At 65.4% G+C, this 22,145-nt stretch carries 20 protein-coding genes; 6 read left to right on the forward strand and 14 right to left on the reverse strand.

What is annotated here, in order from left to right:
- Positions 1 to 7: 7 nt before the first annotated feature.
- Positions 8 to 1,069: a GTPase ObgE gene (obgE, locus tag CQW49_RS12745; RefSeq protein ID WP_003609256.1), complete on the forward strand. Its 1,062-nt coding sequence runs from the start codon at positions 8 to 10 to the stop codon at positions 1,067 to 1,069.
- Positions 1,070 to 1,189: 120 nt separating this feature from the next.
- Here obgE and argJ read toward each other — a convergent pair whose 3' ends face one another.
- Together argJ and CQW49_RS12755 are read right to left on the reverse strand one after the other, a co-directional pair.
- Positions 1,190 to 2,437, reverse strand: coding sequence for a bifunctional glutamate N-acetyltransferase/amino-acid acetyltransferase ArgJ (gene argJ, locus CQW49_RS12750; protein ID WP_003609254.1), 1,248 nt, complete (start codon positions 2,435 to 2,437; stop codon positions 1,190 to 1,192).
- A gap of 106 nt (positions 2,438 to 2,543) precedes the next feature.
- Complete coding sequence (locus tag CQW49_RS12755) at positions 2,544 to 3,428, reverse strand: peptidylprolyl isomerase (RefSeq protein ID WP_003609252.1); 885 nt, start codon at positions 3,426 to 3,428, stop codon at positions 2,544 to 2,546.
- A gap of 291 nt (positions 3,429 to 3,719) precedes the next feature.
- Between CQW49_RS12755 and CQW49_RS12760 the strand changes: the two genes are divergently transcribed.
- On the forward strand, positions 3,720 to 5,021 hold the full coding sequence (locus tag CQW49_RS12760; protein ID WP_003609250.1) for an MFS transporter: 1,302 nt from the start codon (positions 3,720 to 3,722) through the stop codon (positions 5,019 to 5,021).
- Between the two features lie 14 nt (positions 5,022 to 5,035).
- On the opposite strand, the gene CQW49_RS12765 is transcribed toward CQW49_RS12760, so the two are convergent.
- From CQW49_RS12765 to CQW49_RS12775, 3 genes are all read right to left on the reverse strand, one after another.
- The gene (locus CQW49_RS12765; RefSeq protein WP_003609248.1) at positions 5,036 to 7,978 is read right to left on the reverse strand and encodes a bifunctional [glutamine synthetase] adenylyltransferase/[glutamine synthetase]-adenylyl-L-tyrosine phosphorylase; all 2,943 of its coding nucleotides are present in this window, start codon (positions 7,976 to 7,978) and stop codon (positions 5,036 to 5,038) included.
- A gap of 114 nt (positions 7,979 to 8,092) precedes the next feature.
- A complete protein-coding gene (locus CQW49_RS12770; RefSeq protein WP_003609246.1) occupies positions 8,093 to 8,650 on the reverse strand; it encodes a hypothetical protein in 558 nt (185 codons plus the stop codon).
- Between the two features lie 176 nt (positions 8,651 to 8,826).
- A complete protein-coding gene (locus CQW49_RS12775) occupies positions 8,827 to 9,267 on the reverse strand; it encodes a four-helix bundle copper-binding protein (RefSeq protein ID WP_003609243.1) in 441 nt (146 codons plus the stop codon).
- 154 nt (positions 9,268 to 9,421) lie between these two features.
- Here CQW49_RS12775 and CQW49_RS12780 point away from each other — a divergent pair, with 154 nt between their 5' ends.
- Entirely contained in the window at positions 9,422 to 10,138 is a 717-nt protein-coding gene (locus CQW49_RS12780; protein WP_003609240.1) for an MgtC/SapB family protein, read from the forward strand.
- Between the two features lie 236 nt (positions 10,139 to 10,374).
- Here the strand turns inward: CQW49_RS12780 and CQW49_RS12785 are convergent, their stop codons facing one another.
- The 8 genes from CQW49_RS12785 to hemE all read right to left on the reverse strand — a co-directional run bounded on the left by CQW49_RS12785 (position 10,375) and on the right by hemE (position 19,138).
- Complete coding sequence (locus CQW49_RS12785; RefSeq protein ID WP_099831791.1) at positions 10,375 to 11,244, reverse strand: ParB/RepB/Spo0J family partition protein; 870 nt, start codon at positions 11,242 to 11,244, stop codon at positions 10,375 to 10,377.
- A gap of 33 nt (positions 11,245 to 11,277) precedes the next feature.
- Positions 11,278 to 12,063, reverse strand: coding sequence for a ParA family protein (locus CQW49_RS12790; protein WP_040566455.1), 786 nt, complete (start codon positions 12,061 to 12,063; stop codon positions 11,278 to 11,280).
- Between the two features lie 34 nt (positions 12,064 to 12,097).
- Entirely contained in the window at positions 12,098 to 12,763 is a 666-nt protein-coding gene (gene rsmG, locus CQW49_RS12795) for a 16S rRNA (guanine(527)-N(7))-methyltransferase RsmG (RefSeq protein ID WP_003609235.1), read from the reverse strand.
- Entirely contained in the window at positions 12,760 to 14,607 is a 1,848-nt protein-coding gene (gene mnmG / locus CQW49_RS12800) for a tRNA uridine-5-carboxymethylaminomethyl(34) synthesis enzyme MnmG (RefSeq protein ID WP_003609233.1), read from the reverse strand. Before mnmG ends, rsmG begins: the two co-directional genes overlap by 4 nt.
- Positions 14,608 to 14,751: 144 nt before the next feature.
- Positions 14,752 to 16,059, reverse strand: coding sequence for a tRNA uridine-5-carboxymethylaminomethyl(34) synthesis GTPase MnmE (gene mnmE, locus CQW49_RS12805; RefSeq protein WP_003609231.1), 1,308 nt, complete (start codon positions 16,057 to 16,059; stop codon positions 14,752 to 14,754).
- 92 nt (positions 16,060 to 16,151) lie between these two features.
- A complete protein-coding gene (rho, locus tag CQW49_RS12810) occupies positions 16,152 to 17,420 on the reverse strand; it encodes a transcription termination factor Rho (protein ID WP_003609229.1) in 1,269 nt (422 codons plus the stop codon).
- A 259-nt stretch (positions 17,421 to 17,679) separates the two neighbouring features.
- Positions 17,680 to 18,099, reverse strand: a complete 420-nt coding sequence (gene hemJ, locus CQW49_RS12815; RefSeq protein ID WP_003609228.1) for a protoporphyrinogen oxidase HemJ — start codon at positions 18,097 to 18,099, stop codon at positions 17,680 to 17,682.
- A gap of 4 nt (positions 18,100 to 18,103) precedes the next feature.
- On the reverse strand, positions 18,104 to 19,138 hold the full coding sequence (gene hemE / locus CQW49_RS12820) for a uroporphyrinogen decarboxylase (RefSeq protein ID WP_003609227.1): 1,035 nt from the start codon (positions 19,136 to 19,138) through the stop codon (positions 18,104 to 18,106).
- Positions 19,139 to 19,599: 461 nt separating this feature from the next.
- Here hemE and CQW49_RS12825 point away from each other — a divergent pair, with 461 nt between their 5' ends.
- From CQW49_RS12825 to dnaQ, 3 genes are read left to right on the forward strand one after another with little or no spacing between them, the layout of a single operon-like run.
- Positions 19,600 to 20,232, forward strand: coding sequence for a Maf family protein (locus CQW49_RS12825; RefSeq protein WP_003609226.1), 633 nt, complete (start codon positions 19,600 to 19,602; stop codon positions 20,230 to 20,232).
- 25 nt (positions 20,233 to 20,257) lie between these two features.
- Positions 20,258 to 20,857 carry a dephospho-CoA kinase gene (gene coaE, locus CQW49_RS12830; protein WP_003609225.1) on the forward strand — a complete coding sequence of 200 codons (600 nt, stop codon included), beginning with the start codon at positions 20,258 to 20,260 and terminating at the stop codon, positions 20,855 to 20,857.
- A gap of 22 nt (positions 20,858 to 20,879) precedes the next feature.
- Entirely contained in the window at positions 20,880 to 21,608 is a 729-nt protein-coding gene (gene dnaQ / locus CQW49_RS12835; protein WP_003609224.1) for a DNA polymerase III subunit epsilon, read from the forward strand.
- A 19-nt stretch (positions 21,609 to 21,627) separates the two neighbouring features.
- Here dnaQ and secB read toward each other — a convergent pair whose 3' ends face one another.
- Positions 21,628 to 22,122, reverse strand: a complete 495-nt coding sequence (secB, locus tag CQW49_RS12840; protein WP_003609223.1) for a protein-export chaperone SecB — start codon at positions 22,120 to 22,122, stop codon at positions 21,628 to 21,630.
- Between the last annotated feature and the right edge of the window lie 23 nt (positions 22,123 to 22,145).

A 22,145-nucleotide genomic window follows, 5' to 3' on the forward strand; every position in this document is an offset into this window, starting at 1 on the left:
CGACATAATGAAGTTTCTGGATCAAGCGAAAATCTACGTGCGCTCCGGCGACGGCGGGGCGGGATGCGTCTCCTTCCGGCGCGAGAAATTCATCGAGTTCGGGGGACCGGACGGCGGAGACGGCGGCCGTGGCGGCGATGTCGTCGCCATCTGCGTCGACGGGCTCAACACGCTGATCGACTATCGCTATCAGCAGCATTTCAAGGCGCGGACCGGCACCCATGGCATGGGCAAGAACCGCGCCGGCGCCAAGGGCGCGGACGCGGTGCTGAAGGTCCCGGTCGGCACGCAGATTTTCGAGGAGGACGAGGAGACGCTGATCGCCGATCTCACCGAGGTCGGGCAGACCGCGGTGATCGCGCGCGGCGGCAATGGCGGCTTCGGCAATCTCCATTTCACCACCTCGACCAATCGCGCGCCGCGCCGCGCCAATCCCGGCCAGGAAGGGATCGAGCGCAATATCGTTCTGCGGCTGAAACTGATCGCCGACGCCGGCCTCATCGGCCTGCCCAACGCCGGCAAATCGACCTTTCTGGCGAGCGTCTCCGCGGCCAGGCCGAAGATCGCCGATTATCCTTTCACCACGCTCTATCCGGGCCTCGGCGTGGTGCGCATCGACGATCGCGAATTCGTGCTCGCCGATATTCCCGGGCTGATCGAGGGCGCGCATGAGGGCCATGGGCTCGGCGACCGCTTCCTCGGCCATGTGGAGCGCTGCCGGGCGTTGCTGCATCTCGTCGACGCGACCGGCGAACATGCGGGCCGCGATTACAAGACCGTGCGGCTCGAGCTCGCCGCCTATGGCGCGGGGCTGGACGAGAAGACCGAGATCGTCGCTCTGTCCAAAATCGACGCCGTCGATCCAGAGCATTTGAAGAAGCAGAAAGAGCGGCTGAAGCGCGCCATGACCAGCTGGGGCCCCGAGGGCCAGGAGAAGCGGCCGCTTCTCTTGCTATCGGCCGCCACCAGCATGGGCGTGACCGAGGCGCTGCGCGGACTCGCGGCGGCGCGCGAAGCGGCCGAGCGGGCCGAAGCGCCCGTCGAGCCGGCGCCCGCCTGGACGCCGTGAGGCTTGCAGCGCTGACGACGCTCGAATAACGGACCCCGCTTCGCGGGACCACCTTCTCTCGCCCTGCGGGCGAAGGGAGCGCCCTTTTCGGCAGAGCCGCGGGGCGATGTCGCGCCCCTTTCAGCTCCTATAGTCGCCGTTGATGGCGACATATTCCTTGGTGAGATCACAGGTCCAGACGCGCGCCGAGCCTTTGCCGAGGCCAAGGTCGACGCGCAGCGCGATCTCGTCGCGCTTCATGATCTCCGAGACCTGCGCCTCGTCATAGTCCGGATCGCGTTGGCCCTTGTGGGCGACGCGCACGCCGCCGAACCAGATGGCGAGCTTGTCGCGATCGGCGGCCTCGCCCGCCTTGCCCACCGCCATCACCACGCGGCCCCAATTGGCGTCCTCGCCGGCGATCGCCGTCTTCACCAGCGGCGAATTGGCGATGGAGAGGGCGATGCGCTTGGCTGCGGCGGCGTTCTCGGCGCCGTCCACGGTGATCTCGACGAATTTGCGCGCGCCTTCGCCGTCCTTCACCACCTGCTGCGCGAGATCGAGCAGCACCTCGTCGAGCGCCCGGCGGAAATCGGCGAGCGCGCGATCGCTGGCCTTCTCTATCCAGGGCGCGCCGCGCTTTTCCGCCGCGCCGGTGGCGAACAGCAGCAGCGTGTCGGAAGTGGAGGTGTCGCTGTCGACGGTGATGCTGTTGAAAGAGCCGCGCACCGAGCGCGACAGCAGTGTCTGCAGAACCTCGGCGGCGATCGGCGCATCGGTGAAGACGAAGGACAGCATGGTCGCCATGTCCGGCGCGATCATGCCGGCGCCCTTGGCGATTCCGGCGATGCGCACCTCGACCTCGCCGAGCCGCGCCACGCGCGTCGACAGCTTGGGATAGGTGTCGGTGGTCATGATGGCGGAGGCCGCCTCGCGCCAGCCGTCCGGCCGCGCGCTTGTCACGAGCCTGTCCATCACGCCATCGAATTTCGATGCGTCGAGCGGCTCGCCGATGACGCCGGTCGAAGCGAGAAACACATGCTTCTCGGGCGCTCCCACGGCCGCCGCGACGAGCTTGGCGGAGGCTTTCACCGCCTCCTTGCCGGCCTTGCCGGTGAAGGCGTTGGCGTTGCCGGAATTGACCAGCAGCGCCCGCGCCTTGCCGCCCTCAAGGCGAGAGCGGCACCAGTCGACCGGCGCCGAGGGGCATTTCGAGCGCGTGAACACGCCGGCGACCTGCGTGCCCGGATCGAAGAGAGCGAGCATCACATCGGTGCGGTCGGCGTAGCGCACGCCCGCCTGCCCGACGGCGAAGCGAACGCCCTCGATGGGCGGAATCTCGGGATAGGTCTTGGGAGCGAGCGGCGAGACGGGAGCGGCCTTGGCCATGGCGGAATAATGGTCCCTGTGCAATGCGCGAGAGCAATCGGCCTTCGGCGATCGGGCGTCGGCAGCCGCATCCGACTGCCGATCGCCCAAACGCCGACTGCCGCTCTTACTTCTTCTTCTCGGCCGGCTTCTTCTCTTCCGGCTTCTTCTCGGCGGGCTTCTCCTCGGCCGGCGCTTCAGTGCGCTCGATCTTGGCGCCCTCGCGCAGCTGGACGATGAGGTCCGACTGGGCCTTCTGCGCCACATAGCGGGAAACCTGCTCGCGCACCTGGTCGAGCGGCGGGAACACCTTCGGACGCTTCTCGTCGAGCTTGATGACGTGCCAGCCGAACTGCGTCTTCACCGGATCGGAAATCTGTCCCGGCTCGAGCTTGTAAGCCGCCTCGGCGAACTCCGGCACCATGCGGTCCTTGGTGAACCAGCCGAGATCGCCGCCGCGCGCGCCCGGGTCCTTGGAAACCTCGTCCGCGACCTTGCCGAAATCCTCGCCGCCCTTCACACGCTTCAGCGCGGCCTTGGCCTCGTCCTCGGTCGGCACCAGAATGTGATGGGCGTGGACCTCGGTCTCGGGCTTCTGGTTCTTGGCGGCCTCGTCATAGGTCTTCTTGATCGCGTCCTCGGTCACCGCATCCTTGGCGATCTTGCCGAGCAGCGATTCCATGAGCGCCTTGTCGCGCAGATAGGCGAGCTTCTTGGCGAAATCCGGCGATTCGCCGAGCTTGTCGCGTTGCGCCTTCTGCACCACGAGCTGCTCGTCGATCAGAAAATCCAGAACATAATTCTCGCGGGCCTTGCCCTCCAATTGCCGCGGCAGGCCGGAGCCGAGATCGTCGAGCGCTGTTTTCACATCGTCGTCCGAGATCTCGACGCCATTGACTTTAGCGAGAACCTTGGCCTGCGCCGGAAGCGCGACGGCCGTGAGCAGAACGCTGACGCCGAGCGCGACGACGGCCCCCCGGCCGCGAAGACGCTTGGTCTCGAGGTGAGGCATATTGGTCTCCAACAAAGAGCGACAGGCCGAAGGGCCTGTCGCGACGGCGTTCCACTAGAACAAGTCCGCGGAAAGTGGAACATGGATTTTGACGAAGCGGCGCGGACGATCGCCGACGGCTCTATAGGGTCGTCGGTTGAACATATTGCAACGTTCGAGTCGTAGTCATTTTGGCGCAAGCGAGCGGCCGAGGCGCGAGCGGCGCCGCTGCGGAAGCTGCGCCGAGCCTCGCATCACCGCTCACTAAGGCTTTTTCGAGACGCTCGCCGCAAAAGGGACCGATAGACGACAATGAACGTAACCACAGCGATCCGCTCCGAAGACGCCGACGAGGCGCGCGCCTACGCCAAGGTCACGCGGCGCGTTCTGCCGCTGCTCTTTCTCTGCTATGTGCTGGCCTATCTCGACCGCGTGAATGTGAGCTTCGCCAAGCTGCAGATGCTCGGCGACCTCCAATTCGGCGATGCGGTCTATGGGCTCGGCGCCGGCGTGTTCTTCCTCGGCTATTTCCTGCTCGAGGTTCCGAGCAATCTGATCCTGCACCGCGTCGGCGCGCGGCTGTGGATCGCGCGGATCATGATCTCCTGGGGCCTCGTCTCGGCCGCGACGCTGTTCGTGACCACGCCGACGATGTTCTATGTCATGCGCTTTCTGCTCGGCGCGGCGGAGGCCGGATTCTTCCCCGGCGTCATTTATTATCTCACGCGCTGGTATCCGGCCGCCCGCCGCGGCCGCATCACCGCCCTGTTCATGACCGCCGTGCCGATCGCCGGCGTGGTCGGCAGCCCCGTGTCGGGCTGGGTTCTGGAGCGCTTTGCGGGCGTCCACGGCCTCGCCGGCTGGCAATGGCTGTTCCTGCTCGAGGGCCTGCCCTCCATTCTCGCCGGCGTTCTCGTGCTGCTGGCGCTCGACGACAGCATAGCGAAAGCGTCCTGGTTGACGCAGAGCGAGAAGGCGTTGCTGAGCGCGCGGCTCGCCGCCGACCCGGAGCCCGCCGCCTCTCATTCGCTGCGCGACGCAGTCGGACGGCCACTGGTGTGGATATTGAGCCTCGTCTATTTCGGCCTCGCCATGGGGCTCTATGGCGTCGGCTTCTGGCTGCCGACCCTGGTCGCCGCGACCGGCGTGAAGAGCCCTTTGCACATCGGCGTCTTATCCGCGGCGCCCTATGCGGCGGCGAGCGTCGCCATGGTGCTCGTCGGCTTCAGCGCGGACCGGTGGGGCGAAAGGCGCTGGCACATCACGCTGCCTTGCGCCTTCGGCGCCGTCGGACTCGTTCTCAGCGCGGTCTACGCCGCTCAGACGATTCCGGCGCTGCTCGCCCTGACCGTGGCGAGCGCCGGAATTCTGTCGGCGCTGCCGCTGTTCTGGAGCCTTCCGACGGCCTTTCTGCGCGGCGCGGCGGCGGCCGGCGGCATAGCGCTCATCAATTCGCTCGGCAATCTCGCCGGCTTCGCCAGCCCCTATATGGTCGGCTATCTGAAGGAGCTGCCGCATGGCGCAGATGTCGCGACCTATGCGCTCGCCGCCTTTCTGGCGCTCAGCGGCGTGCTCGTGATCGCCTGCGTGCCGCGGCGGCTCGCCGACCGCTGACGCCGAGCGAGCCTTCAGGCTCGCTCCCCTCCGACGATCTGCGCAAAAATCTCGCGCACGCGCGTCTGCGTCTCCACGAGATGCGCTTCGAGATGTTTCATGTCCGGCGCTTCGCCGGCGCGCAGCAGCAGATCGAACAGGCCGCGCGGCGCCTGACGCGGATCGAAATCCTGGTCGATGGCGAGACGCAACGACTGGATGAGGCCCTGATAGAGGCGAACGGCGGCGATCAAAGTCTCCGCCGCATCCGGCTCGATCAGGCCGAGACGCGTGAGGCGCTCGAGCGCGAGCCCAGTCGTCGTCGCGAGACAGTCCGGATGCGCCTCCGCATGGCGCAGCAGCAGATATTGCGTGATGAACTCGACGTCGATCAGCCCACCCAGCGCCTGCTTCAAATCCCAGACGCTCTTCGCCGGCTTCTCCCGCTCGAGGCGCTTGCGCATGTCGAGCACATCGGCGCGCAGCTTCTCGGGGTCGCGCGCACGCGTCAGCGCCACGCCGATCGCCGCCTCGACGCGCGCGGAAAACGAGCGCTCACCCGCGACGACGCGCGCACGCGTCAAAGCCATATGCTCCCAGGTCCAGGCCTCCTCGGCGTGATACTCCTCGAAAGCGCGCAGACTCACCGCCAGCGGCCCCTTGCTGCCGGAAGGGCGCAGCCGGAAGTCGACCTCATAGAGCAGCCCCTGCGCCATCGGCGCCGACAAAGCCGCGATGAGCCGCTGCGTCAGCCGCGCATAATAAGAGGGCGCGGCGAGCGGCCGCTCGCCATTCGACTCGGCGTTCTGGTCGGCGTCATAGAGCAGCATCAGATCGAGATCCGACGCCGCCGTCATCTCGCGCCCGCCGAGCTTGCCCAGCGCGACCACGGCGACGCCCCCGCCCTCGATCTCGCCATGCGCCTGCGCGAACTCGGCCGAGACGCGCGCCATCAGCGCCGCGATCAAAGCCTCGGCGAGCCGCGCATAAGCGGCGCCGGCCTCGGCGACCGACAGCGCTCCAGTCAATATTCGCACGCCGACGAGGAATTTCTGCTCCTGTCCGAAGATGCGCGCGCGGTCCAGCGTCTCCTCATAGGAGCGCGCGTCGCGCAGGCTTCGCTCCAACGCCGCCGCGAGCTCCGCCTCATCGGGCAGATGGTCGAAAAAGGCCGGCTCCAGCAGCGCGTCGAGCACGCGCGGGCGTCGCGAAATGGCGGCGGCGAGCTTGGGCGCCGTGCCGAGGATCGCGGTGAGCAGATGCAGCAGCCGCGGCTGCGACACCAGAACCGCGAACAGCTGCACGCCGGCCGGCAATCCGGCGAGCAGCCGATCGAAGGCGAGGAAGGCCTGATCGGGATTGTCGGTCGAGGCGAGAGCTTCCAGCAGCGCCGGGGTCAGCTCGGTCAGCCGTTCGCGCGCCTTTGTGGAGCGCGTCGCAGCGTAGCGGCCGAAATGCCAGCCGCGAATGGTCTCGGTCACCGTCTTCGGCCGCGCGAAGCCGAGCTGCGCAAGGGTCTCCAGCGTATCCGGATCGTCCTCGCCGCCGGTGAAGACGAGATTGCCGAGAGCGGAGGAGAGCTGAGGCGCGCTCTCGAACAGGCGCGCGTAATGCCCCTGCACTTTCGTCAGGCGCTGGAGCAGAGCCGCAGAAAATTCGTCCAGAGTCGCGAAGCCCATCATACGGGCGATGCGCAGCGCCTCGGTCTCGTCGCTCGGCAGCGCATGAGTCTGGCGATCGGCGACCATTTGGATGCGATGCTCGACATCGCGCAGGAACAGATAGGCGTCGGAAAGATCGTCGCGCACCGACGCCTCGATCCAGCCGGCGGCGACGAGCGCGTCCAGCACAGGCAGAGTGGCGCGGCCACGCAGATCGGGATTGCGGCCCCCGGTGATGAGCTGCTGCGTCTGGACGAAGAATTCGATCTCGCGAATGCCGCCGCGGCCGAGTTTCACGTCATGGCCGAGCACGGCGATCTCGCCATGCCCCTTGAAGGCGTGAATCTGCCGCTTGATCGAATGCACATCGGCGATGGCGGCGAAGTCGAAATTCTTGCGCCAGACGAAGGGCGCGAGCTCGGCGAGAAATTCTTCACCAGCGAGACGATCGCCGGCGGCGGCGCGCGCTTTGATGAAGGCGGCGCGCTCCCAATTCTGGCCCATGCTCTCGTAATAGGAAAAGGCCGCCTCGAGCGGTATGGCGATCGGCGTCGCGCCGGGATCGGGCCGAAGGCGCAGATCGGTGCGGAACACATAGCCGTCGGGCGTGATTTCACTGACGATCCGCACGACGCGCTTGGTCAGCCTGACGAAGAGATCGACGTCTTCGTCGGGCCGCGTGAGCCGGGCGCGGCGGCGGTCGAACAGAACGATGAGATCGATGTCGGAGGAATAATTCAGCTCATGGGCGCCCTGTTTGCCCATCGCCAGGAAAATCCAACCGCAGCCGCGTTCCGGCATGCGCTGGTCATAGAGCTCGAGCCAGCCCGCCGCCGCGGCCTCGCGCAAGGCGAAGACGGCGGCGGCCGAAAGCGCGGCGTCGGCGAGCCGCGTCAGCGCCGCGGTGGCCTCCAGCGTCGTCCACGCCTTGGCGAGATCGGCAAGGCCGATGAGCAGCGCCGCCTCCTGCTTGGCGAGCCTCAGCGCCCGCATCAACTCGGCTTCGCTCTGTCGACCGGCTTTCATCGCGTCGACGATGCGAGCCATGCTCCGCGCCGGATCGGCCGCGAGCAGCCGCGCGAGCCGGGCCGGGTCGCGTGCGGAAAGATCGGTGAGATAGGACGAGGAGCCGAAGCCCCCCTCGAGGAGAGCAACCGCCTCGGGCCGTTCGGCGAGCAATGCGGCGAGCGCGCCATTCTTGTCACATTCGAGCACACGGGCGAGAGCCGCCTGCGCCTGAACGCGGTCGACCGGATCGACGATCCTGCGCGCGCGCGCGAGAAGCGCGCCCGACTCGGGCGCCTCGTTCGGCGTCATGGGCTCCCATTCCTCCCGGCGCGATTTTAGCCGCGAATCCGCAGCTTTGCGCTCTCGCCTCATGCTCGCGCGGAAGGTCGAGTCCGGTCAAGCCCACCCCGTCGGGGTAGAGTGTCAGCCGGGCTGGGGTCGCCGATCCCGGAGAAACACCATAGCGGCGATCGCCAGCAGCACGACGACGACCAGCAGGATCATCAGCGTGGATTCCTCGAGCCAGGCGATGGCCGGCACGCCGAGCGCCAGAATGACGCCGACCAGCGACACGCGCCAAGCGTCGGCGTGAACGCCGGCGGTGAAGGAGCCGAGGGCCAGAACCGTCAGCACGGTCAGCGCGCTCGCGTCCGTATTCATCATTCGGCTCACATCGCCGATGAACACGAGCAGCATAGCCGCCAGCACGGCGCCCCAATGCAGGGCCTGCGTGCGCAGCAGACGCCATTTGGCCTCGGCGTCATCGGCCTCACGCCAGCCGGCGGCGACGCTGATGGCGCCGAAGATCGGAGCCAGCAACACCCAATAGGTGGTCATGCCCTGGCGCGTGACGCTGGTGTAGGCGACCCCGAACAGCGCCAACGCCAACATGACGAAATAGGGCCACTGACGAAGAAGGAAGGAGGAATGACTATCGAGCCGCGCCGGCGGCGCGACGACGTTTCGCGCGTGATCGATCATGGACGCTCACTCCGCAGTGACGGCTTCAGCCGTTCCGAAGATGAGGCGAAGGACGATCGGCGCGCTGTGCCGTCATGTTCCGAAGTTCGCCGACTTCGCCGTTCCGCCACAGAATAGATAGGAGGCGCGGGACCGGAATCGAGACGCGCGGGCGCGTCTCGACAATGTCGGAGAACTCAGGCGGCGACCTTATGGCACTCTTCCGCACAAGCCTGGCAAGCTTCGCCGCAGGCCTTGCATTCGGCGATCGACGGGAACTTGTCGCATTCCTTCTTGCAGGCCGCGCACACATCCGCGACGACCTTGGCGAAGGCCGGCGTGAAAGCGGAATTGGTGCCGGCGAGCTTGGCCAGGGCGCCGCAGGCGGCGACGAGGTCATAGGTCGCCTTGGTGCAGGCGCCCATGCTGGCGTCGTTCATCGCCAGCATCTCGAAGCAATGACGCAGGCAGTCTTCGCCCACGGCGACGCAATGGCTGCTCGAATCGAGCAAGGCCTTATATTTCGCGCCATGAGACATTTTGTGGCCGGCATGAGGATCCTCTCCCGCGAAAGCGGAGGAGGCGGCGGCAGCGGCGGCAAGCGCGCCGAAAGCGGTAACAAAGTCACGACGTTCCATGAATTCCCCCTGAATTTTGGAAACGACGGACGCAACCTAAACAATCGACGAGAAGAATCAATCTGCTATCGCGCGCATAAATGAGAAATTGTCTCAAATTCGTGCCATTGTCGCGCATACGGGACTGACGGGCCGGCCGAAGCGGAGAGAAATCATGGCGGCGTTTTTGAGCTTCAATCCGGCTGAATTCTTGAATACTTTGATTTCATTGAGTGTTGCGCTTCTGCTCGGCACGCTGATCGGCGCCGAGCGACAATATCGGCAGCGCACGGCGGGTTTGCGCACCAATGCTCTGGTCGCACTCGGCGCCGCCGCTTTCGTCGATCTCGGCCTGCGGCTCAACGGTCAGGTCGGCGCGACCCAAGTGCTGGCCTATATCGCCTCTGGCGTCGGCTTTCTCGGCGCCGGCGTCATCATCAAGGACGGCGCCAATATCACAGGCATCAATACGGCGGCGACGATCTGGTGCTCGGCGGTGACGGGCGCCTTCGCCGGCGCCGACCATGAGGCCGAGGCGGCGCTGATGGCGGTCTTCACCCTTATCGGCAACATGTTCCTGCGTCCGCTGGTGCATCGCATCGAGCGCGCGCCGCTGGACGAGCGCGCGACCGAGGCGATCTACCGCCTGCATGTGACGGTCACCCAGACGCGGCGCGACGCGCTGCGCGATCTGATGGTGGAAAAGCTCGAAGCGGCGAATTATCCGGTCCGAGACATAGAGGAGCTGGAGCGCGGTGACGAAGAGGTCGAGCTCATCGCCATTCTGACCTCGACCAGCGTCGATCCGAAGGAACTCGACGCCGTGGCCGCCGATCTCGGCAAGATCTCCGGCGTCGAGCATGTGAGCTGGACCGCGCAGACGAGCGAGTGAAAATAAGCAGGCTCTCGACGCTGCACCCCTTCTCTCGCAAGGCGGGAGAAGTTGGCCCGGCGAAGCCGGGTCGGATGAGAGTCCTTCAGGCTCGCGTCGATTCGATAGGCGTGCGAGGTCCGGCAGCCGAACAGCGCCTTTTTCTGAGGCGCCCTCATCCGACCTCGCTTCGCGAGGCCATCTTCTCCCACACGCGGTCACACGCGGGAGAAGGGCGAGCCCACATTATTCGTCTTTCAGCCCGTCAGTCTCCGGCACAGCCCGTCCAGCTGCTCGAGCGTCGTATAGCGAATGCGCAGATCGCCTGACTCCCCTCGGTGCTGAATGCTCACATTGAGGCCGAGCGCGTCGGTCAGCATTTTCTCGATCGCGATCGTATCAGCGTCCTTCTCGACACGCGACTTGCGCGGCTTCGCCTCGGTCGCGCCGGATTCGCGCTGCGCCAGCTGCTCGACGTCGCGCACGCTCAGCCCATCGGCCACCACCTTGCGCGCGACGGCGTCCGGGTCCTCGACCGCCAGCAGCGCGCGCGCATGGCCCGCCGAAATTGCGCCATCGCTGACGAGGCGCCGCGTCGCCTCCGGCAGATTGAGCAAGCGAATCGTATTGGCGACATGCGAGCGGCTCTTGCCGATAATGCGGGCCAGCTCAGTCTGCGAATAGCCGAACTCGCCGCTCAGCCGCTCATAGCCGCGCGCCTCCTCGATGGCATTGAGATCGGCGCGCTGGACATTCTCGATGATGGCGAGCTCCAGCGCCTCGCGGTCGTCGGCCTCATGCACCAGCACCGGCACATCCGACAGATTGGCGAGCTGAGCGGCGCGCCAGCGGCGCTCGCCGGTGATGATCTCATAGGCGTCGGCGACGCCGGGAACGGTGCGCACCAGGATCGGCTGAATGATCCCCTTCTCGCGGATCGAGGCGGCGAGATCGGCGAGATCATCCTCGCCGAAGGCGACGCGCGGATTGCGCGGATTGGGACGCAAAAATTCGATCGGAACCTTGCGCTGGCCGCGCGCCCGCTCCACCGCCGGCGTCTCATCGCCAGCCTCTCCGATGAGGGCGGCGAGGCCGCGCCCCAATCGCGTGCGAACTTCCTCGGCCATGTCGTTATCGCCTCTTTCAAATCCGGCCGCGCGTCAGGCCGCGCGCAGCTGCTTCTCGCGCTGGATCACTTCGGTCGCGAGCTTCAGATAGGCCTGGCTGCCGCTGCATTTGAGATCATAGAGCAGCACCGGCTTGCCATAGGATGGAGCCTCGGACACGCGCACATTGCGCGGAATCACCGTCTCATAGACCTTATCGCCCATGAAGCGCCGCACATCGGCGACCACCTGGGTCGCGAGATTATTGCGCGGATCGAACATGGTCAGCACGATGCCGTGAATCGTCAGCCGAGAATTCAGCGTCTTCCTGACCTGATCGACCGTCGACAATAGCTGCGACAGACCTTCGAGCGCGAAGAATTCGCATTGTAGCGGCACGACGACCGAATCGGCGCTGGCCAGCGCATTGATCGTCAGCAGATTGAGCGAGGGCGGGCAGTCGACCAGAACATAGGTGAAAGCCGGAATCTGCTCGTGACGCTCGGCGGCCATCAGCTCGGCGACGGCGCGCTTCAGGCGAAAGGCGCGATCCTTGTCGCCGGCGATCTGCAATTCGACGCCGAGCAGATCGAGCGTGGAGGGAGCGATCGAGAGGCGCGGAACGGCGGTGGCGACGATCGCATCGGCGAGGCTGCTCTCGCCGAGCAGCACGTCATAGGTGGAGATTTTGCGCGCCTTGCGATCGACGCCGAGGCCGGTCGAGGCATTGCCTTGCGGATCGAGATCGATCACCAGAACGGTCTCGCCCACAGCGGCGAGCGCGGTGCCGAGATTGATGGCGGTGGTCGTCTTGCCGACGCCGCCCTTCTGATTGGCCATCACCAATATGCGGGGCCGAGGAACTCCGGTCACGTCAGACTCCAAAATCCCGCGCGATGGCGATGATGCGTCCGGACGAATGCGTGCGGCTCGCGAAAGTTCTGATGTCGAAACTATCTGCCGCCCGTGAGTCGGTCAATTCGGCGGCCCAATCTTCGCCTTTCAAAAACACGCCGACAGCGTTTTTCAACAAGAGTTCGCGCGACCAGTCGACGAGTTGAGACAGGGGAGCCAGCGCGCGGGCGGTGACGCCGACGACGCGGTCTTCGAGCGAGGGCAGAATAGATTCGATTCGACCGAGATGAATCTCGGCCGCGGCCCCTGTTTCACGTGAAACGGCGCGCAGGAAGGAAACCTTGCGCTGATCGCTCTCGATCAAATGAACGCGAGCGCCGGGACGATCCTTCAGGCAAATGGCCAGCACCATTCCCGGAAAGCCGGCGCCGGCGCCGAGATCGGCCCAAGTCTCGATTTTGGAAACAGCGTCGATATTGGGAAAGGCGTCGAGGATTTGCGCCGAATCGGCAAAATGCCGTGTCCAGAGATGCGGGAGCGTTCCGGCGGCGACGAGATTGGTCGACTTCTGCCATTTGCGCAGCAGAGCCTCATAGGTCTCGAATTCGCGAATATGGCTGCGCAAGGCCGGCGCCAGCGCCAGCGCCTCGTCGCGATCGCGTGCGGCGTCACGATCTCGACTCACCCGCGTCGCGCCCGTGCGGCGAGAAGGGTCAGAGCGGCCGGCGTGATCCCTTCGATCCTCTGCGCCTGACCAAGCGTGCGCGGGCGCAAAAAGGCGAGCTTCGCGCGCAGCTCCGCCGACAGGCCGCCGATCTGGCGATAATCGATCGTCTCCGGCAGGGTCAATTGTTCGTCGCGCCGATAGGCGTCGATGTCCGCGGTCTGGCGCTCGAGATAGACGGCATAGCGCGCGTCGGTCTCGACTCGCGCCGCCGTCTCGTCGTCGATCGAGCACAGCTGCGGCCAGATGTCGCGAAGACGGACGAGATCGATTCCCGGATAGGACAGAAGCGCGAAGGCGCTACGCCGCTGTCCATCCTGATTGATCGGCAGGCCATGCCGCGCCGCAGCCGCGGTGGTCAGCGTCAGTCCGTCCAACAACGCGCGCGCGTTATCGAGCCGCGTCCTTCGCTCGCCGAACGCGGCGGCGCGCTCGGCGCCCACACATCCGATCGCGAGACCGCGCGGCGTGAGCCGCTCATCGGCATTGTCGGCGCGCAGCGACAAGCGGTATTCGGCGCGCGAGGTGAACATGCGATAGGGTTCGCTGACGCCGCGGGTGACAAGATCGTCGATCATCACGCCGATATAGGCCTCGGCGCGATCGAACAGGATTGGCGCGCCGCCGCTGGCGCGCACCGCGGCGTTGAGCCCGGCGACGAGACCCTGCGCCGCCGCTTCCTCATAGCCGGTCGTGCCGTTCAACTGGCCGGCGAAGAACAGTCCCTCGATCTTCTTCGTCTCGAGGTTTGCGCCGAGCTCGCGGGGATCGACGAAATCATATTCGATCGCATAGCCCGGCCGCAGAATGTGCGCCTGCTCCAGCCCCTCTATGCTACGAATGAAATGATGCTGAACCTCCTCCGGCAGCGAGGTGGAAACGCCATTCGGATAGACAGTATCGTCGTCGAGCCCCTCCGGCTCCAGAAAAATCTGATGCGCCTCGCGGTCGCCGAAACGCGTCACCTTATCCTCGATCGAGGGACAATAGCGCGGGCCGGGACCGGAAATTGCGCCGCTGCGCAAAGGCGAACGATCGAGATTGTCCAGAATGACTTTATGCGCCGCGGCGTTGGTGCGGGTGATGTGACAGTCGATCTGCGGATTGCCGATACGGGTCGTCAGAAAGGAGAAAGGTTCCGGCGTCTCGTCGCCGCTCTGCCGCTCGAGCTTCTCCCAGGCGATGGTCCTGCCATCGAGCCGCGGCGGCGTGCCGGTCTTCAGCCGCCGCGTCGCAAAGCCGATCCGGCGCAAATCTTCGGCGAGGCCGATCGCCGGCTGCTCGCCCATGCGGCCGGCCGGAATTCGTTTCTCGCCGATATGGATGACGCCATTCAGGAAGGTGCCAGTGGTCAAGACGACAGCGCCGGCGCGCACAACCATGCAGCCGATCTCGACCCCGCAGACGCGCCCATCCGCGACGACGAGCCGTTCTACCGCGCCTTCGACGACGTCCAGTCCCGGAATTGCAGCGATCGCGGCCTGCATGGCGGCGCGATAGAGCTTTCGATCCGCCTGCGCGCGCGGGCCGCGCACCGCGGGCCCCTTGGAGCGGTTGAGGAGACGGAATTGAATGCCGGCGGCGTCGGCGACGCGCCCCATGAGTCCGTCGAGCGCATCGATTTCGCGAACGAGCTGGCCCTTGCCCAATCCCCCGATCGCCGGATTGCAGGACATGGCGCCGATGGTGTCACGCGAATGCGTGACCAGAACCGTGCGCGCGCCGAGCCGGGCGGAAGCAGCTGCAGCTTCGCAGCCTGCATGTCCGCCGCCGATCACGATCACGTCATAGGATGAACGGGTCATGCTCTCCAATCCGAGAATTCATCCGCCAATATTGTCGTCATGGCGAAGCGGCGAAGAAAACCAGACGCCGCGCTGTGGCGCTGGATTGCTTCGCTTCGCTCACAATGACGGCCCAGTCGACGCCTGTTTCACGTGAAACAGCCCCTATTTGCCGATGCAGAATTGCGCGAAGACTGCATCCAGCACATCCTCCACATCCACAGACCCGACGATCCGACCGAGCGCCCGATTAGCGGCGCGTAAGTCCTCGGCGACGATCTCCAGCGGCTTGCCTGGCTCCAGGCACACGCGAAGCGCGGCGGCCGCTTCTTCCACCAGCCGCCGGTGCCGCTCACGCGTCAGCACAGCGCTCGACCCGTCGCCGAGGCGCCGCTGGGCGCGCCACCGAATTTCGGCGATCAAGGCCTCCAATCCAAGCCCCGTCTGCGCCGAAATTGCAAGATCGCACGCTCCCGCCGCACGAATATCGGTTTTGGTGGCGAGGCGAAGGCTGTCCGCGGCGCCGGCCACGATCTCTTCCCCCACCAGTGTCTCACCGCCCTCGGAGAGCCATAGCAAGAGATCGGCCTCTCCGATCCGCGCCCGCGTCCGCGCGACGCCCAGCCGCTCGATCTCATCCTCGGCCTCGCGCAGGCCAGCCGTATCGACCAAGGTCACCGGCAAGCCGCCGAGATCGAGATGAACTTCGATCATATCGCGCGTCGTGCCGGGAATGGCCGAGACGATCGCCACATCGCGACGCGCCAAAGCATTCAACAGCGTCGACTTTCCCGAATTGGGCGGCCCGAGCAGCAGAACCAGAAAGCCATCGCGGAGCCGTTCCGCCGCCGGCGCCTGTCGCGCCATCTCTTCCATGTCTCGCGCCTGAGGCTCGAGCAAGGGCCGCAGCTGCTCCGCCGGGTCGCGCACATCGCCCTCGTCGGAAAAATCCAGCTCGGCCTCTACGAGGGCGGCGCCGCAAATCACCGCCTCGCGCCAGCCCTCGACGCGACGGCGCAATCCGCCGCCGAGCGCCTGCAGCGCTTGACGACGCTGACTCGCCGTCTCCGCATCGATCAGATCGGCGAGGCCTTCGACCTGCGACAAGTCCATGCGGCCATTGGCGAAGCTGCGCCGCGCGAATTCGCCCGGTTCCGCGAGGCGCAGCCCCGGAGTCTCGGAAAAAAGAGTCAAGAATCCGTCAATCACGGCGCGACCGCCATGAATCTGCAACTCGGCGTAATCTTCGCCGGTCGGCGAGCTCTCGACAGGAAAAAACAGCAGCAGCCCGCGATCGATCGTCTCCCCCGACCGCGGGTCGCGCAAGCGCACGTAATGAGCAAAGCGAGGCGTCGGCGTGAGCCCGGCCACCGCCTCCACGAGCGGCGAGACCAAAGGCCCCGACAGCCGAATCACGGCGATCGCCGCACGGCCGGCTCCACTCGCCAGAGCAAAGATCGTGTCGCTCGACATCGTTGGTCCCGGAAAAACGTTTCGTTCCGCGTCGCTCTACCGAGTTTCGCCACCGACCGAAAGAATTTCCGAGTCCGTCCCGACGCCGCGCCTCAGGTGTTCATCGAATCGAAGAAAGCGGCGTTGCCCTTCGGCGTCTCGCGCAGCTTGCCGAGCAGGAACTCGATCGCATCGACCGTGCCCATCGGATTGAGGATGCGGCGCAGCACATACATCTTCTTGAGGATGTCCGGCGGCACCAGCAGTTCTTCCTTGCGCGTGCCGGAGCGGGTGATGTCGATCGCCGGGAACACGCGCTTGTCGGACACTTTGCGGTCGAGAATAATCTCCGAATTGCCCGTGCCCTTGAACTCCTCGAAGATCACCTCATCCATGCGCGAGCCGGTGTCGATCAGCGCCGTGGCGATGATGGTCAGCGAGCCGCCCTCCTCGATATTGCGCGCGGCGCCGAAGAAGCGCTTCGGCCGCTGCAACGCATTGGCGTCGACGCCGCCGGTCAGCACCTTGCCGGAGGAGGGAACCACGGTGTTGTAGGCGCGGCCGAGACGGGTGATGGAGTCGAGAAGGATCACCACGTCGCGACGATGCTCGACGAGGCGCTTGGCCTTCTCGATCACCATTTCCGCAACCTGCACATGGCGCACGGCCGGCTCGTCGAAGGTCGAGGAGACGACCTCGCCCTTCACCGAACGCTGCATGTCGGTCACTTCCTCCGGACGCTCGTCGATGAGCAGAACGATCAGATAACATTCCGGATGATTGGTGGTGATCGACTGCGCGATATTCTGCAGCAGCACGGTCTTGCCGGTGCGCGGCGGCGCGACGACCAGCGCGCGCTGGCCCTTGCCGATCGGCGCCACGAGATCGATGACGCGGGCGGAGAGATCCCTGCGGGTCGGATCCTCGATCTCGAGCTTTAGGCGCTCGTCCGGATAGAGCGGCGTCAGATTGTCGAAGGGGACCTTGTGCCGGATCTTCTCCGGGTCCTCGAAATTGATCGAGTTGACCTTCAGCAGAGCGAAATAGCGCTCGCCCTCCTTGGGGCTGCGAATCATGCCTTCGACGGTGTCGCCGGTGCGCAGGCCGAAGCGACGAATCTGCGAGGGCGAGACATAGATGTCGTCCGGCCCGGCAAGATAATTGGCGTCCGGCGAGCGCAGGAAGCCGAAGCCGTCCTGCAGCACCTCGACGACGCCCTCGCCGACGATCTCGACCTCGCGACCGGCGAATTGTTTCAGAATCGCGAACAGCAGCTCTTGCCGACGCATGAGCGAAGCATTTTCGACTTCATGCTCCTCGGCGAAAGCGAGCAGCTCGGCAGCGGATTTTGACTTCAGGTCTTGAAGCTTGATTTCCCCCATGTGGGACAATCCTCGACGAAATTTTCACGGTAGGTGGGGCTGTGGGACGCGGCAGGTGAGGGCGGGAAGCAAGGTCCCGAAGCGCCGGTCAGTTCCGGCGGTCGTCTGGAAGACGATCTGCCTGTGGTGAGCGATTCAAGCAATTAATCCGTTTCGCCGAAGAACGCAACACGAATGGGAACGCGTCGTGACGAATTTGTGAATCATTAAAAAAGTCAATAGCTTCGGCCGCGCGAGCGCGCGGCCTGCCGGAGCTCGCTCAGAAGGGCTTCACGATGACGAGAATCACGATCCCGATCATCAGCACGGTCGGCACCTCGTTGATCGCGCGATAGAAACCCGCCGGTCGCGTGTTGCCGTCGCGCGCGAAGACGCGGGTCAGATAGCCGAGATAAAAATGCGCGCCGGTGAGCAGCACGACCAGAGCGAGCTTGGCGTGGAACCAACCGGCGCCGTGAAACTCCCCCAAATAAATGAGCGCCAGCCCGGCGAGCCAGGCGACGCCCATGGCGGGCGCCATGATGTAGCGTGCGAGCCGCCGCTCCATCTTCTTGAACAGCTCCGCCTGCGCGCCGGTCCCGACCTCGGCGTGATAGACGAACAGCCGCGGCAGATAGAGGAGCGCCGCCATCCAGGCGATGATGGCGATCACATGAAGCGCCTTGATCCACAAGAACATCGCCTTATCCCCTGTTGCGAATGCGATCGACCAGACGGGCGACATGGTCGAGCGGCGTTTCCGGCAGCACGCCATGGCCGAGATTGAAAATATGCGGCCGTCCGGCGAAAGCCTCGAGGATGGCGTCGGTCTGCCGATCGAGCGCCTCACCGCCGGCGACGAGCGCGAGCGGATCGAGATTGCCCTGCAACGCCACGCCGCCGGAGACCTCGCGCGCGGCCCATTGCGGCGGGACAAAAGTGTCGAGCCCGAGCGCGTCGGCGCCGAGCCGTTGCGCGAGATCGGGAAGATGCGGTCCGGCGCCGCGCACGAAAGCGATGATCGGAACAGCGGGGCGGCGCTGCTTCAGCTCGGCGATGATCCGCTGCAACGGCGAGACGACCCAGCGCTCGAATTCCTGCGGCGGCAGCACGCCGGCCCAGCTGTCGAAAATCTGCAGCGCCTCCACGCCGGCGTCGATCTGGCGCGTGAGATAGGCGATGGACGCATCGACCAGACGATCGATCAGCCGGCCGAACGCCTCCGGATGGCGATAGGCGAAGAGCCGCGCCGGCGCCTGATCCGGGGTGCCTTCGCCGGCGATCATATAGCTCGCGACGGTCCAGGGCGCGCCGCAAAAGCCGATGAAGGCCACACGTTCCGGCAGCTCGCGCTTCACCCGGGCGATAGTCTCATAGACGGGAGCGAGCCGATCGGCGTCGAAAACCGGCGCCAGACGTTCGAGATCCTTCGGTTCGCCGATCGGCTCGAGCTTCGGACCATGGCCGGATTCGAACGAGACTTTCTGCCCGAGCGCGTCGGGAACGACGAGAATGTCGCTGAACAGGATCGCCGCGTCGAAGCCGAAGCGCTCGATCGGCTGCAGAGTGATCCGCGCCGCGATCTCGGGATTGTAGCAGGTGTCGAGAAAGCTCCCCGCATGGGCGCGCAGCTCGCGATATTCCGGCAGAAACCGTCCCGCCTGGCGCATCAGCCAGACCGGCGGAACCGGAAGCGCCTCGCCACGCAGGACGGCGATCAGCGGCTTCTCCTCACCCATGTCGTTCGGCCTCCGTTTCGAGGGCTCTCGGCATGCGCCTCGCATCCCGGAAAGAGGAGCTATCTCAAATCGACACAAAAAGAAAATTCAATCTTTAAGAGATTTTTTTGATTTTATTAACACTCGCTTCACGAAGGTTAATTTTCATCAACCTTTTGTCCACACCCTACGTACCGTGACCATGGCTGTAGGCAGGATGTCCACCCCTGTGCAAAATTCCATGAACAAATTTAATTATCAACGTGTTGTACGAGAACCACCCTGCGGATGGCGAGAGGATAGCAGAGAGTTTCGTCCATTCACGACCAAGGCGGCTCTTTCCGCCCCTGCCGACTCGCCTGTTGATCGATCGCGATCGATATGCGCAGCTATTCACAGGCCGCCGGCGCCATGGGCGATCTTATCCCCGCAATGCCGGGTTTTCCTTCGGCCCTGTGAATCCTTTTCGGCGAGGAGCGCGCGTGACCATCGAGCCCGGGGACTCTCTTTGGCGCCGGGGCGCGCCGCTGGCGCTCGCGTCGCAGAGCGCCGGCCGCCGGCTGCTCTTGCAGCAAACGGGCGCGGTCTTCGTCGTCGACCCGGCGGATGTCGACGAGCGCGCCATCGAGGCCCGAGTGGCGGCCGAGGGCGGGGGACCGGACGAGATCGCGGCGCGGCTCGCGCGCGAGAAGGCGCTGGCCGTCTCCGCCCGCCGTCCCGGCGCGCTGGTCATCGGCGCCGATCAGCTGGCGAGCTGCGAGGGGCGGCGCTTCGGCAAGCCAGCCGACAGGGAGGCCGCCGCGGCGCAATTGCGCTATCTGGCTGGCCGCACGCATCGCCTCCATTCGGCGGTAGCGCTCGCCCGCGATGGCGCGCTGCTGTTCGAGACGGTGGCGCACGCCGATCTGACCATGCGCGCGTTTTCGGACACGTTCTTGAGTCACTATCTCGACAGCGTCGGCGCGCGCGTCACGACGAGCGCCGGCGCCTATCAGATCGAAGGTCTCGGCGTTCATCTCTTCGAGCGGATCGAAGGCGACCATTCGACCATTCTCGGCCTGCCTTTGCCTCCGCTGCTCGAGGCGCTGCGGCGCGAAGGCGCGCTCCTCTCATGAGCGCGCGCGATTTCGGCGAGGCGTCATGCTGACCATCGGCCTCACCGGCTCCATCGGCATGGGCAAATCCACCACCGCCGACATGTTTCGCGCCGAGGGCGTCCCCGTCTATGATTCGGATCGCGCCGTCCATGAGATCTACAGCGGCCCCGACGCCGCACGTATCGAAGCGCTGTTTCCCGGGATCCTCGTCGACGGCGTCGTCGACCGCGCCGCGCTCGCCGCTCGCGTGCTCGGCGATGCGCAGGCTCTGCGGCGGCTCGAGGCGATCGTGCATCCCCTCGTGCTGGAGAAGCGCGCGGCCTTTGTCGAGGAGCGCCGCCGCGCCGATGATGCGCTCGTGCTGTTCGATATTCCGCTTCTCTTCGAGACCGGCGGCGACGCCGATGTCGATGTCGTCGTCGTCGTCACCGCGCCCGAGGAGGTTCAGCGCGAGAGGGTGCTGGCGCGCCCGGGCATGACGGAGGAGAAATTCGCCGCCATCCGCGCCAAGCAGACGCCGGACGCGGAAAAACGCCGCCGCGCCGATTTCATTGTTCATACCGATCGTGGAGTCGATTCCGCTCGCGAGCAGGTTCGGCTAATTCTACGCGAGCTGAAATCGCGCGAGCCGAAGGCGCGGTGATTTTTTCGATGAGGAGGCATTCATGCGCGAGATCGTCTTCGATACGGAGACGACCGGCCTCGATCCGGCCAAGGGCCATCGCATCGTCGAGATCGGCGCCGTCGAGATTTCCAATCTGATCCCGACCGGCCGCACCTTTCACTTTTATCTCGATCCCGAGCGCGACATGCCGGAAGAGGCGTTTCGCGTGCATGGGCTGTCGACCGCCTTCCTCACGGGACAGAAAAAATTTCGCGAGATCGCCGAGGCTTTTCTCGAATTCGTCGCCGATGCGCAGCTCGTCGCCCATAACGCCGAATTCGATATGCGCTTCGTCAACGCCGAGCTCGCAATGCTCGGCCTCGAGGCGATCGCGGCTGATCGCGTCGTCGACACTCTGACGATCGCCCGCCGGCTTCATCCCGGCGCCGCCAATTCGCTGGACGCGCTGTGCCAGCGTTATGGCGTCGATTCCTCTCGCCGCGACAAGCACGGCGCTCTGCTCGATTCCTATCTGCTGGCGGAGGTCTATGCCGAGCTGATGGGCGGGCGCCAATCCGCTCTCGTGCTGCAGACCTCGGTCGCCGCAGCGGCGCAGGATCTCGGCGCCGATCTCTTGCGCAGCCGCCCCGCGCCGCTCGCGCCGCGTCTCGCAGAGGAGGAGATCGCGGCGCATGAGCGCTTCGCCGCGACGCTCGGCAAGGCGCCGATCTGGAGCCGCTATCTCACGCCCGAGCCGGAGGCCGAGGCGTCTCGCGCCGTCGGCGCGTGACGCTCGCGGCCGCCGCCGCTCAATTGGCGTTGGCGGGGGGCTGCTGCTGCTCCGCGAATTGCGCGGCGCGCTGCTGATACAGCGCCATGAAGTCGATGGGGTCGATGTAGAGCGGCGGAAAGCCGCCGTTGCGCGTCGCGTCGGCGACGATCTGGCGCAGGAAGGGGAACAGCAGCCGCGGGCATTCGATCATCACGATGGGATGAATCTGCTCCTGCGGAATGTTCAAGAGGCGGAACACGCCGCAATAATCGAGCTCGAATTTGAACATCAGATCGGGGCCCTGGCCGGCCGAGGCCTCGAGCGTCACCGACACCTCGAAATCCGTGGGCGCGAGCTGGCGGGCGTTCACATTGACCTGAATGCCGATGTCGGGCGCCGCTTCGCGCGGGCCGAGGGAACGCGGCGCATTGGGGTTTTCGAAGGAGAGGTCCTTCACATATTGCACCAGCACATTGAGCGCGGGCCCTTCCGCCTGGCCGGCGCCGGCGCCGCTTCCATTCGTGTCGGTCATCGTTGAGCTCCTTGCCGATTTCG

It is taken from the genome of Methylosinus trichosporium OB3b (assembly GCF_002752655.1).
In the GTDB taxonomy this organism is placed as follows: Bacteria; Pseudomonadota; Alphaproteobacteria; order Rhizobiales; family Beijerinckiaceae; genus Methylosinus; species Methylosinus trichosporium.